Origin of the sequence: Pseudomonas putida (assembly GCF_026625125.1) — a bacterium.
Lineage (GTDB): Bacteria > Pseudomonadota > Gammaproteobacteria > Pseudomonadales > Pseudomonadaceae > Aquipseudomonas > Aquipseudomonas putida_X.
In genome coordinates this window covers 4247693-4260066 of sequence record NZ_CP113097.1, presented here as the reverse complement: position 1 = coordinate 4260066, position 12374 = coordinate 4247693, and the positions used below count along the sequence as shown (strand labels likewise).

11 protein-coding genes are annotated in these 12374 nt (G+C 61.6%); 6 read left to right on the top strand and 5 right to left on the bottom strand.

Translation table 11 applies throughout. The features are described from left to right. Positions 1-7: 7 nt before the first annotated feature. Positions 8-664: an acetyltransferase gene (locus OSW16_RS19580; RefSeq protein WP_267817788.1), complete on the bottom strand. Its 657-nt coding sequence runs from the start codon at positions 662-664 to the stop codon at positions 8-10. Positions 665-780: 116 nt separating this feature from the next. Here OSW16_RS19580 and OSW16_RS19575 point away from each other — a divergent pair, with 116 nt between their 5' ends. The 3 genes from OSW16_RS19575 (at position 781) to OSW16_RS19565 (ending at position 3440) form a co-directional block, all read left to right on the top strand. Further along, on the top strand, positions 781-1626 hold the full coding sequence (locus OSW16_RS19575) for a phytanoyl-CoA dioxygenase family protein (RefSeq protein WP_267817786.1): 846 nt from the start codon (positions 781-783) through the stop codon (positions 1624-1626). A 228-nt stretch (positions 1627-1854) separates the two neighbouring features. Continuing rightward, the gene (locus tag OSW16_RS19570) at positions 1855-2721 is read left to right on the top strand and encodes a hypothetical protein (protein ID WP_267817784.1); all 867 of its coding nucleotides are present in this window, start codon (positions 1855-1857) and stop codon (positions 2719-2721) included. Beyond that, complete coding sequence (locus OSW16_RS19565; RefSeq protein ID WP_012315576.1) at positions 2718-3440, top strand: TylF/MycF/NovP-related O-methyltransferase; 723 nt, start codon at positions 2718-2720, stop codon at positions 3438-3440. The genes OSW16_RS19570 and OSW16_RS19565 overlap by 4 nt, the downstream gene beginning before the upstream one ends. A gap of 104 nt (positions 3441-3544) precedes the next feature. Here OSW16_RS19565 and lpdA read toward each other — a convergent pair whose 3' ends face one another. From lpdA to OSW16_RS19545, 4 genes are read right to left on the bottom strand one after another with little or no spacing between them, the layout of a single operon-like run. Next, positions 3545-4924, bottom strand: coding sequence for a dihydrolipoyl dehydrogenase (gene lpdA, locus OSW16_RS19560; protein ID WP_267817781.1), 1380 nt, complete (start codon positions 4922-4924; stop codon positions 3545-3547). Between the two features lie 2 nt (positions 4925-4926). Next, on the bottom strand, positions 4927-6198 hold the full coding sequence (locus OSW16_RS19555; protein WP_267817779.1) for a dihydrolipoamide acetyltransferase family protein: 1272 nt from the start codon (positions 6196-6198) through the stop codon (positions 4927-4929). Continuing rightward, entirely contained in the window at positions 6199-7257 is a 1059-nt protein-coding gene (locus tag OSW16_RS19550; protein WP_012315573.1) for an alpha-ketoacid dehydrogenase subunit beta, read from the bottom strand. A gap of 1 nt (position 7258) precedes the next feature. Continuing rightward, the gene (locus OSW16_RS19545) at positions 7259-8491 is read right to left on the bottom strand and encodes a 3-methyl-2-oxobutanoate dehydrogenase (2-methylpropanoyl-transferring) subunit alpha (RefSeq protein ID WP_241804611.1); all 1233 of its coding nucleotides are present in this window, start codon (positions 8489-8491) and stop codon (positions 7259-7261) included. 197 nt (positions 8492-8688) lie between these two features. On the opposite strand from OSW16_RS19545, the gene bkdR reads away from it, so the two are divergent. The 3 genes from bkdR to OSW16_RS19530 all read left to right on the top strand — a co-directional run bounded on the left by bkdR (position 8689) and on the right by OSW16_RS19530 (position 12076). Continuing rightward, positions 8689-9174 carry a Bkd operon transcriptional regulator BkdR gene (gene bkdR, locus OSW16_RS19540; protein WP_008098689.1) on the top strand — a complete coding sequence of 162 codons (486 nt, stop codon included), beginning with the start codon at positions 8689-8691 and terminating at the stop codon, positions 9172-9174. 198 nt (positions 9175-9372) lie between these two features. Beyond that, a complete protein-coding gene (locus OSW16_RS19535) occupies positions 9373-10614 on the top strand; it encodes a glutamine synthetase family protein (RefSeq protein ID WP_267824049.1) in 1242 nt (413 codons plus the stop codon). Between the two features lie 130 nt (positions 10615-10744). Beyond that, on the top strand, positions 10745-12076 hold the full coding sequence (locus OSW16_RS19530; RefSeq protein ID WP_267817773.1) for an MFS transporter: 1332 nt from the start codon (positions 10745-10747) through the stop codon (positions 12074-12076). Positions 12077-12374 lie beyond the last annotated feature (298 nt).

Below are 12374 nucleotides of genomic sequence, written 5' to 3'. Positions count from 1 at the left end.
GCTCTACCTAAAAATCCAGTTCCTGACTGCTCTTTACTGCGCGCGCGGGTGCGCCGATGTAGAGCTGCCAGGGTTGAGTGTCTTTTGAAATCAGTGCCCCCATGGCGACGCAGGTACCTGCACCGATCGTGCAATTGTTGGTGATGGTCGCGTTGACGCCGAACCAGGCGAAGGGCTCGACCAGGCAGTGCCCGGAGAGGACCACGTGGGAAGCGAAGAACACATGATCGCGGATCTCGCCATGGTGGCCTATGTGGTTGCCGCTCCACATCACCACATTGTTGCCGATGGTGGTGAATGGTTGCAGCGTGTTGTCTTCGAGAATGAAGCAGTTCTCACCGATGACGTTGTCGTTTACCGTGGCATTGGGGCTGACATAGCTAATGAAGTCGTAGCCCTTTTGCTTGCCCTGAATGTACACCGACTCACGTAGGCGGTTCATCTTGCGGCCGGTCATGGGCGCAAACAGCTTGTAGTCGGTGCTTGGGAAATAGTCCTGCAGGGTTTCAAAGGGCACCACCGGCAGCCCTTCGAACATTCTCGATTCTGGCAGGTAGCGTTCGTGCACGGTAAAGCCTACCACGTCCACTGCAGGGTCTTTTTTCAGGTAGTAGTGCGCCAGTTGGGCGGTGTCCAGCACTCCGAAAATGACAACTTTTTGCATCAGGGTATCCAGTGTGTTCGAGGATGAGTCAGGTCAACCGGTGCTGAGGGTACGCTGTGTATACTGCTGGCCACGATAGCACCTCCGCTTGCGTAACAAAAAAGGGCACCGGGCCGATGGGAAAGATTCTTGATCGAAATCAAATCCGCTTTTATCGCGAGCAGGGTTATCTGGTCGCCGAAGGCATTTTCGACCCGCGTCATCTCGACGAAACCCTGGTCCACTTCAATCTGGCATTTGCCCAACAGTTGGACCGGCTTGCTCTACCTGTCGCTGATGGTCCTGCCGTTGAAGCCCTGCATCTGAACATGGCCGTACTGCTGGGGGCGAGCGTTCCTCTCTACTTGGCGACGCTGCGCATGTGCTCCAAGCTGTACGGCGTCTACCGGTTGATGACCGCCGATCGACTACGCGAAGCGGCTGCCGACCTGGGCGTCGTTACTCCGTTGTTCCAGACCACCCCTGTGTTGCATCTGATGTCGAAAAAGTTGGTGATCCCGGGAGGTTATCAGGGGTTTGACGTGCATCAGGACTGGACTTCAGTCCAGGGCAGCCTGGATACCATCACCACCTGGATCCCGTTCATGGACATCGACACGCAATTGTTCACCATGGAGGTGATGCCCGGCAGTCATTTGCTGGGCCTGCTTAGCGGCGACCAGGAACAGCATGTGTTGAGGGTCGACGAAAAGCACTTCAAGGAAGATGACTTCGTTCCTGTCTGTGTCGGCAAGGGTGGCGTTTGCTTGATGTCGAACTTCACCATTCATCGGTCTTCTCGTGAAGGGGATGAGCGCTTGCGGATTTCCGTCAGTGGGCGTTATGAAAATGCCAGTGAGCCGACGTTCATCGAGCGCGAGTATCCGTTCACCCAGCACAAGACAATGCAGCGCGGGTTGATTACCGAGCACTTTCCGAGCGTGGAACAGGTGCGCGCTGTGTATGCCATTGAAGGCCACTAATTAGCCGATATTTGGCCAGCATCGGCGTCACGCGCGCTTAAAGTTTCCTGCCGGCATGCCGATCACTGAAGCACTGGATACAGGTAATACACCTGTATCGCCATGGTTGGAGTTCCCGCCCTCAGCGGCTGGATGCGTCGCCTTGCGTCCGCTTCAATCCATGCACCGCTGCCAGCCCACGTAGTTCGTGGTGGACATTGGTCTCAATGAGGTCCTGAAGGGACAAGTATGAATTTTTATGTCAATCAGGTGAAGAACAAGCCGGACTACCGGGGCTCGCTGTTCAGGGGTGATATCTTCCTGGAAACCGCCCTTGGCAATGCACATGAGCTGTGTGCATTGGCCCGGCAGAGTATTACCGCCGCCTTTGATGGCGAAACCGACCACCAGTCGCTGCACAAAATGATGCCGGTGGAGACCTTCGTAGAGCGTGTCACTGCACTCAAGCGGCAGTTTACCAATGGTCCGCAGGCCAAGGCGTTGATCCGCGATTTCATTCGCGAGATCGGGGCCGATCCCAAGGACTATATCTTCGACGTGCCTCGTGTGCGTGTAGTGCCCAACTACGAGTACCTGCATGCAGGTGTGAGCTACGCATACAAGCCCCACCGCGATACCTGGTACGGCAGTGTGGAAAGCCAGGTGAATACCTGGATGCCGGTGTACAGCATCGAGCCCGAACAGACCATGATGATCAACCCGGCCTATTTCGAGCGGCCGGTGCGAAACAGCTCCGCTGATTGGAGCCTCAATGACTGGATTCATGTGCAACGGCACAAGGCTTCGCAGAACATCACTGAAGAAACCCGGGTACACCCGGTGCCGCTGGAAGACATCGATACCAGCGCCGAACTGCGTGTGGCTGCAAACAGCGGCGAAATGCTGATTTTCTCTGGCGCTCATCTGCACGGCACCGTAGCCAACTTCACCGACAAGGTGCGTTTCAGCGTGGACTTCCGTCTGATCCACTTGCAAGACCTGCTGCATAAGCGCGGTGCACCGAACGTCGACAACGGTTGTTCGGATGCTGAGGCCGGCTTCAAAGACTTTTTCAACGCCAGCGACTTTTCGCAATTCCAGGGAGTTAACCCATGACCAAGCGTCGTCTGACTGCTGCCGAGGTCGAGTACAACGAAAAGCGCGCCAGCGTGCTGAGCCGTGTCGATGCCCAATACGTGGCCGATGCGCCGTTCGTGTTTGCCAACCGTATCGCCGTGACCGCTGCGCTTTCGCGCATCGAACTGTTCAAGATGGTGCAAGACATTCCGGGCGCTATCGTCGAGTGCGGCGTATACAAAGGCAACTCGTTGATGCTGTACATGCAGCTATCGATGATTCTGGAACCCTATGCGATCAACCGTTCGATCATCGGTTTCGATACCTTCGGCGGCTTTGCCAGCATCGATGCCGAGCAGGATCCAGCCGACATCAATGAAAGCATGTTCTCCGACACCGACGAGACCCTGATTCAGGACATGATCGAGGCCAACGATCTGATTCGCCCGGTCAATCGGATCCCGCGCTGCGAGATCGTCAAGGGCGACATTCTGGAAACCGTGCCTGCCTTTGTGAAAACCCGCCCCGATCTGGTAGTGGCCATGCTGATCCTCGACACGGACCTGTATTCGTCCACCAAGGTGGCGCTGGAGACTTTCCTGCCTTACATGCCTAAAGGCGCGATCGTGGTGCTGGACGAAGTCGCCTACCGCAACTTCCCTGGCGAAACTGCCGCGCTGCGTGACGTGCTGGATCTGAACAAGATCGAACTCAAGCGCCTGCCGTTCGATTCGTCGGTGGGCTACTTCCGCGTTTGAACTGATCATCGGCATGTCTGCAGGCCAATGCAGCATCGCCGAATGAAAAAAAGCCCGCAGCGCCGAGGGCGCTGCGGGCCAAATCGGCCGCAGCCGCTTCAGTGTCAGATGTGCAGGGCGTGGCCCAGCGCGCGCAATGCCGCTTCCTGCACCGCTTCGCCCAGGGTCGGGTGAGCGTGGATAGTGCCCGCGATATCCTCCAGCCGCGCGCCCATTTCCAATGACTGGGCAAACGCTGTGGACAGCTCTGAAACCGCCACGCCAACCGCCTGCCAACCCAGGATCACGTGATTGTCACGCCGCGCCACCACGCGCACGAAGCCGGTTTTCGACTCCAGGCTCATGGCGCGGCCATTGGCGGCGAAGGGGAACTGCGCGACGATGCAGTCCAGCCCTTGCTGGCTGGCCTGTTCCGGGGTCTTGCCGACCACAACGACTTCCGGGTCTGTAAAACACACTGCTGCAATTGCGCAGGGTTCGAACCGTCGTGCCTTGCCGGCAATGATTTCCGCGACCATTTCACCTTGCGCCATTGCGCGGTGTGCCAGCATCGGTTCGCCGGCCACGTCACCGATGGCCCAAACGTTGTGCATGCTGGTCTGACAGCGTTCGTCGATGGCGATGGCCGCGCCGTTCATCTTCAGTTCGAGGCTTTCCAGATTGAAACCGTGCGTGCGCGGGCGGCGGCCAACCGCCACCAGCACCCGGTCGGCCTCCAGGCGCAGCTGTGCACCTTGAGCATCGCGGGCCAGCAAGCAACCGCTGTCGTAACCTTCGACGCTGTGCCCAAGGTACACAGTGATGCCCAGCTTTTTCAGCGATTCGGCTACCGGCGCGGTCAGCTCGCTGTCATAGGTCGGCAGGATGCGCTCACGCGCCTCCACCACGCTCACCTGCGCGCCCAGTTTGCGGTAGGCGATACCCAGCTCCAGGCCGATATAGCCGCCGCCAACCACCACCAGGTGCCGAGGTAGGGTTTCGGGGGCCAGGGCCTCGGTCGAGGAGATGATCGGCCCGCCCAGCGGCAGCATGGGCAGTTCGACGCTGTTCGAGCCGGTGGCCAGCAGCAGGTGCTCGCACTGGATGCGCTGGCCGTCGACGTCGACGTGCTTGCCGTCAAGGATCTTCGCCCAGCCATGGATCACTTTGACCCCGTGCTTTTTCAGCAGCGCGGCGACGCCGGTGGTCAGGCGATCGACGATACCGTCCTTCCAGGCCACGCTCTGGCCGATGTCCAGGCGCGGCGAGGCGACGCTGATGCCCAGGGGCGAGGGTTCGGTAAAGCGCGAAGCCTGGTGGAACTGCTCAGCCACATGGATCAGCGCCTTGGACGGAATGCAGCCGATGTTCAGGCAAGTGCCGCCCAGCGCCTGGCCTTCCACCAGCACGGTGGGGATGCCCAATTGCCCTGCGCGGATGGCGGCCACGTAGCCACCAGGGCCACCGCCGATGATCAGCAGGGTGGTGTCGATAGTCTGTTGCATGCTTACTCCACGAACAGGCAGGCGGGTTGTTCAAGCAAGCCACGTACAGCCTGGATGAACAGCGCGGCATCCATGCCATCGACCACACGGTGGTCGAACGAGCTGGACAGGTTCATCATCTTGCGGATCACGATCTGGCCGTCGACCACCATTGGCCGCTCGACCATGCGGTTGACGCCGACGATCGCTACCTCCGGGGTGTTGACCACCGGTGTGCTGACGATACCGCCCAACGCACCGAGGCTGGTCAGGGTGATGGTCGAGCCGGACAGTTCCTCGCGGCTGGCCTTGTTGTTGCGCGCTGCATTGGCCAGGCGGCCAATCTCGCTGGCATTGCCCCACAGGCTGCCGGCCTCGGCGTGGCGCAGCACCGGCACCATCAGGCCGTTGTCGCCTTGGGTGGCGATGCCCACGTGCACCGCGCCATGGCGGGTGATGACCTGGGCTTCGTCGTCATAGGTGGCGTTGATCTGCGGGAAGTCGCGCAGCGCCACGACCAGGGCGCGCACCAGGAACGGCAACAGGGTCAGCTTGCCGCGGCTGTCACCGTGCTTGCTGTTGAGTTGCTGGCGCAGGGCTTCCAGCGCCGTGACGTCGATTTCCTCGACATAGCTGAAGTGCGCCACGCGGCGCTTGGCATCCTGCATGCGCTGGGCGATCTTGCGGCGCAGGCCGATCACCTGCACCTGCTCGCTGTCGGTGCGCTTGGCATAACCGCCAGGTGCCTGGCCGGCAGGGCTCTGCGGTTTGCTGATGAAGGCATCGAGGTCTTCGTGCAGGATGCGCCCGGCCGGGCCGCTACCATGCACGTAACGCAATTCGATACCAGCATCCAGGGCGCGCTTGCGCACAGCGGGGGAGGCCAGCGGCTTTTCGTCGGCCTGGCGCGGCACGATAGGGGGGGCACTGTGCGACGTGGTGGCCGGGCAGGCAACCGGTTGTGCGTCGACACGGGGTTCCGGCTTGACGGCGACCGGTGCGGCCTGCGGCTCGACCGGCTTGGCCTGCGGCACATCCACGTGGTTGCCGCTGCCTTCCACTTCGATGCGGATCAGCTCGCTGCCGACCGCCATCACTTCACCCGGCTGGCCACCCAGGGCCAGCACCTTGCCACTGACCGGCGAAGGGATTTCCACGGTGGCCTTGTCAGTCATGACATCGGCGACCACCTGGTCTTCGGCGATCACATCGCCGACCTTGACGAACCATTCGACCAGTTCGACTTGCGCGATGCCTTCGCCAATGTCCGGCATCTTGATGACGTGCGTGCCCATTCAGACCTCCATGACCCGTTTCAATGCCGCACCAACACGAGAAGGGCCTGGGAAATAAGCCCACTCCTGTGCGTGAGGGTAGGGCGTGTCCCAACCGGTGACGCGCTCGATGGGCGCTTCGAGGTGATGGAAGCAATGCTCCTGCACCAGCGCCACCAGTTCGGCGCCGAAACCGCAGGTCCGTGTGGCTTCATGCACGACCACGCAGCGGCCGGTCTTCTTCACCGACGCGACGATGGTGTCCAGGTCCAGCGGCCAGAGGCTGCGCAGGTCGATCACTTCAGCATCCACACCGGTTTCCTCGGCGGCCACCTGGGCCACGTAGACCGTGGTGCCGTAGGTCAATACAGTGACGTCGTTGCCTGGGCGGGTGATGGCCGCTTTGTCCAGCGGCACGGTGTAGTAACCGTCCGGCACGGCACTTTGCGGGTGCTTGGACCACGGCGTCACCGGGCGGTCGTGGTGGCCGTCGAACGGGCCGTTATACAGGCGCTTGGGCTCCAGGAAGATCACCGGGTCATCGCATTCGATCGAGGCGATCAGCAGGCCTTTGGCATCGTACGGGTTGGAGGGCATGACCGTGCGCAGGCCGCACACCTGAGTGAACATCGCTTCGGGGCTCTGGCTGTGGGTCTGGCCACCGTAGATGCCGCCACCGCAGGGCATGCGCAGGGTCAGTGGGGAGATGAATTCGCCGGCCGAGCGGTAGCGCAGGCGCGCCATTTCCGAAACGATCTGGTCGGAGGCAGGATAGAAATAGTCGGCGAACTGGATTTCCACCACAGGCCGCAGGCCATAGGCACCCATGCCCACGGCGGTGCCGACGATACCGCTCTCGGAGATCGGCGCGTCGAACACGCGCGACTTGCCGTACTTGGTCTGCAGGCCCTCGGTGCAGCGGAACACGCCGCCAAAGTAACCCACGTCCTGGCCGTAGATCACCACGTTGTCGTCGCGCTCAAGCATGACGTCCATGGCCGAGCGCAGGGCCTGGATCATGGTCATGGTAGTGGTGGCCATGGCGGTTTCCGGTTTGATGCTGTTGTTGTGGTCGTTCATCTCAAACCCCCAGTTCCTGGCGCTGACGGCGCAGGTGGTCGGGCATTTCCTTGTACACGTCCTCGAACATCGAGGCTGCACTCGGGATGTGGCCGTTGGCCAGGGTGCCGTATTGTTCGGCTTCCTTTTGCGCGGCGATGACGGCCGCTTCGAACTCTGCGGTGACGGCCTGGTGTTCTTCCTCGGACCAGTGGCCGATCTTGATCAGGTGCTGTTTCAGGCGGGCGATCGGGTCGCCCAGCGGGAAGTGGCTCCAGTCGTCGGCAGGGCGGTATTTGGACGGGTCGTCGGAAGTGGAGTGGGGGCCTGCGCGGTAGGTGACCCACTCGATCAGGCACGGGCCCAGGCCGCGGCGGGCGCGTTCGGCGGCCCAGCGCGAGGCGGCATATACAGCGACGAAATCGTTGCCGTCCACCCGTAGGGAGGCGATACCGCAACCCACGCCACGGCCGGCGAAGGTGGTCGATTCGCCGCCGGCGATGGCCTGGAAGGTGGAGATCGCCCACTGGTTGTTGACCACGTTGAGGATCACCGGGGCGCGGTATACGTGGGCGAAGGTCAGCGCGGTGTGGAAGTCGGACTCGGCCGTGGCGCCGTCGCCGATCCAGGCCGAGGCTATCTTGGTATCGCCCTTGATCGCCGAGGCCATGGCCCAGCCGACCGCCTGCACGAACTGCGTCGCCAGGTTACCGCTGATGGTGAAAAAGCCGGCTTCGCGTACCGAATACATGATCGGTAGCTGGCGGCCTTTTAGCGGGTCGCGTTCGTTGGACAACAGCTGGCAGATCATTTCCACCAGCGACACGTCGCGGGCCATCAGGATGCTTTGCTGGCGGTAGGTGGGGAAGCACATGTCGGTGCGGTTCAGCGCCAGCGCCTGGGCGCTGCCGATGGCTTCTTCGCCCAGGCTCTGCATGTAGAAGGACATCTTCTTCTGGCGCTGGGCAAGCACCATGCGGCTGTCGAAAATCCGCGTCTTGAGCATGGCGCGCATGCCTTGGCGCAGCAGCTGTGGATCGATGTCTTCGGCCCATGGGCCAAGAGCATCGCCATGCTCGTCGAGCACGCGGACCAGGCTGTTGGACAGGTCGGCAGTGTCGGCAGCATCGACATCGATGGGCGGTTTACGGACTTGACCCGCGTCGTTCAGGCGCAGGTAGGAAAAATCGGTCTGGCAGCCTGGCCGGCCGGTAGGCTCGGGCACATGCAAACGCAGGGGGGCGTACTCGTTCATGCTTTTTACGCTCGCTCGGATGTTGTTTTTGTGAGCTTTGAAGCGGCCGCCGCTGACTACCGGCTTGTGACTGGCAGGTCAGCGTCAATTACATAGTAGTGACACCCCGGGAGAATTTTTCTCTCAAGTTGATTGCCTTTAGCGAGCGGTCCAGATAAACATTCTGCATAAACACAAAAAACCGGTGAATTTGTCTCATGCGCAAACTCGATCGTACCGATATCGGCATTCTCAACAGCCTTCAGGACAACGCCCGCATCACCAACGCAGAACTGGCGCGGTCGGTGAACCTGTCGCCCACGCCTTGCTTCAACCGGGTCAAGGCCATGGAAGAGCTGGGTGTGATCCGTCAGCAGGTGACCCTGCTGTCGCCAGAGGTGCTGGGGCTGGATGTCAATGTGTTCATCCATGTCAGCCTGGAGAAGCAGGTAGAGCAAGCGCTGCACCGCTTCGAGGAAGAAATCGCCGAGCGCCCGGAGGTGATGGAGTGCTACCTGATGACTGGCGACCCCGACTATTTGCTACGGGTGCTGTTGCCGAGCATTCAGGCGCTGGAGCGGTTTCTCGATTACCTGACGCGACTGCCAGGGGTAGCGAACATACGCTCGAGTTTTGCCTTGAAGCAGGTCCGGTACAAAACGGCGCTGCCATTGCCTGCCAACGGCATGACCCTGCGCGAGTGAGGGGCAAGAACTGCGTCGTCGCGGATGCAGGTGCTTGATATTTTAAACACCCCCAGCCTATGTTGTTGCCAGCCCATAACAACAAGGACAAGCGTCATGACCACCGCAGCCCCGCGCTCGCTCGCCGAGCATCTTCAGGGCATCGACCAGATCGAATGTGTCACTCCCGACCTTAACGGCGTTCCCCGTGGCAAGGTCATGACTGCCGATGGCTTCCTCGAAGGCCGGCGCCTGCAGATGGCACGTGGCGTCTTGTTGCAGTGCATCATGGGCGGCTACCCGCCAGCGAAATACTACGGCAGCGACGATGGTGATCTGGCCTTGGTCGCGGAGCCTGCGCAGATCCACCGCTTGCCCTGGAGCGAGGAGGGCCTGGCGCTGGCGATCTGTGATGCCAATGAGCTCGATGGCCGCCCGTCAGGGCTATCCACCCGCGGGCTACTCAAAGGGGTGATCGCCCGCTATGCCGCGCTGGGCCTGGCGCCGGTGGTGGCCACCGAACTGGAGTTCTTCGTCTTTGCGCCCAACAGTGACCCTGTACAACCGTTTGCGCCGCCGCTGGGCAAGGACGGCCGCCGTGAGCTCGGCCACTCGGCATTCAGTGTCAGTTCCAACAACGGCCTGCGGCCGTTCTTTCAGGAGGTTTACCGGTGCATGGCAGCGCTTGGCCTGCCGCGCGACACCTTCATGCATGAAATGGGCGTCAGCCAGTTCGAAATCAATCTGCTGCACGGCGACCCCTTGCTGCTGGCCGACCAGACGTTCCTGTTCAAGCACCTGCTCAAGGAGGTCGCGCTCAAGCATGGCCTGACGGTGGTGTGCATGGCCAAGCCCCTGGCGCATACGCCGGGCAGCTCGATGCATATTCACCAGAGCCTGGTAGAGGTCGCCACGGGGCGGAACGTGTTCAGCGATGACCAGGGGCAGCCGAGCGAGACCTTCCATCATTTCATTGGCGGCCTGCAGGCGTGCATGGCCGATTTCACCGCGCTGTTCGCACCCAATGTCAACTCGTACCAGCGGCTGTGCCATCCCTATGCGTCGCCGAACAATGCCTGCTGGTCGCATGACAACCGCGCTGCCGGGCTGCGTATTCCGGCCAGCGGCCCCGCGGCGCGGCGCGTCGAGAACCGCCTGCCGGGCGCGGATGCAAACCCCTACCTTGCCATTGCCGCCAGCCTGGCAGCTGGCCTGCACGGCATCGAGCAGCGCCTGGCGCCTGCACCGGCCATCCAGGGTGAGTTCCAGGTCCCTGAGCACCTGAGCCTGCCCTGCACCCTGCACGCGGCGCTGGAACGTCTCAAGCGCAGCGCCTTGGCCCGGGAACTGTTCGGGGCTGAGTTCATCGAAGGTTACGCTGCCAGCAAGACGCTCGAGTTGACTGATTTCTACGACGAGATCACGCCGTGGGAGCGGCGCGTGTTGGCGGCACAAGCCTGATCGCGACACGAACGCTACTGCATGCGCCCCTGTTCTGCTATTTCGCCGGCAGGGGACTGCGCCGCGGCTGATTTGCTTTTATGCTTGCCAGCAAGCCAACGCCACCTGACCAGGGAGCCCTACGGGACGTATGCGAAACATCTGGAAGCCGTTTCAGTCGTTGTATTTCGCTGCCTTGATGATGCTTATCGGCTCGGGTCTGCTCAGTACTTACCTGGCTTTGCGCCTGGCGGCCGACAATGTCGACAGCCTGTGGGTCGGTGCGTTGATGGCGGCCAACTATTTCGGCCTGGCTGTTGGTGGCAAGGTTGGCCACCGACTGATCGGCCGGGTAGGGCACATCCGGGCCTATACCACCTGCGCCGGCATCGTCTGTGCGGCGGTGCTGGGCCATGGCATGACCAACTGGCTGCCGGTCTGGGTCGGGCTGCGGATGCTCGTTGGCCTGGGCATGATGTGCCAGTACATGGTCATTGAGAGCTGGCTGAACGAGCAGGCTGACGCCAAGCACCGCGGCGCTGTGTTTGGCGGGTACATGATCGCCTCTTACCTGGGGCTGGTGCTCGGTCAGCTGATTCTGGTGGTGCATCCCGAACTTGGCCCTGAACTGTTGATGCTGGTCGCGATGTGCTTCGCCCTGTGCCTGGTGCCGGTGGCGATGACCCGGCGCATTCACCCGGCGCCGCTGCGCCCGGCACCCATGGAGCCGAAATTCTTCATCAAGCGCGTGCCGCAGTCGCTGAGCACGGTGCTGGGTTCGGGGTTGATCGTTGGCTCTTTTTACGGCCTGGCGCCGCTGTATGCGTCCAGCCAGGGGCTTTCCACCGAGCAGATCGGCTTGTTCATGGGCAGCTGCATCTTTGCCGGGCTGCTGGTGCAGTGGCCGTTGGGCTGGTTGTCCGACCGCTATGACCGGGCCGTGCTGATCCGCAGCGTGGCTGTGGGGCTGGCGCTGGCGGCGGCGCCGCTGGCGATTCTGCCCAATGTGCCGTTGGAGTTGCTTTTCGGCATCGGCTTTCTGATTTCGCTGCTGCAGTTCTGCCTTTATCCGCTGGCTGTGGCATTTTCCAACGACCACGTGGAAAGCGAGCGGCGTGTCTCGTTGACCGCGATGCTGCTGGTCACCTACGGCGTGGGGGCGTGCATCGGGCCGCTGGCGGCGGGGGTACTGATGAAGGTGCTGGGCGCGCAGATGCTGTATGCCTTCTTCGTGTTCTTCGCCCTGGTGCTGGTGTGGCGGATTCGGCCGAAGGCGGTCACCGGGCTGCACCAGGTACAGGACGCGCCGTTGGGTCACGTGGCCATGCCGGCGGCGGGCTCGCCATTGTCGGCGGCGCTCGACCCGCGGGTGGATGAACAGACCGTGCAGGAGGTAATGCAGGCGCCTGTGGCGGCTGAGGATACCGAGGCTGAAGATAAGGCCGAACCGGCTGATCCGGGCGAGGTCAGCAAGCCAGTTTGAGGCGGGCCCAGGGTAGGCACAAACGAAAAGCCACTTCCAGGTCAATGCCAGTGAGTACGCTTCATCAGGGCTGCTAGGCAGCCCATCGCTGGCAAGCCAGCTCCCACCGGTGCGGCGTAGGCTTCACCATAGAGGGCTGCCTCAAGACATTGGATGGGTGCCTAACTTCCCAGGGCACTTTCACAAACTGTGCGAGCAACTGTCTTGCCCAACGTCTAAAAGCTGGCGCGATCCCGGTGGGAGCCGGCTTGCCGGCGATGGGCCGCAAAGCGGCCCTGATCGTTCAAAAGACTGGCAT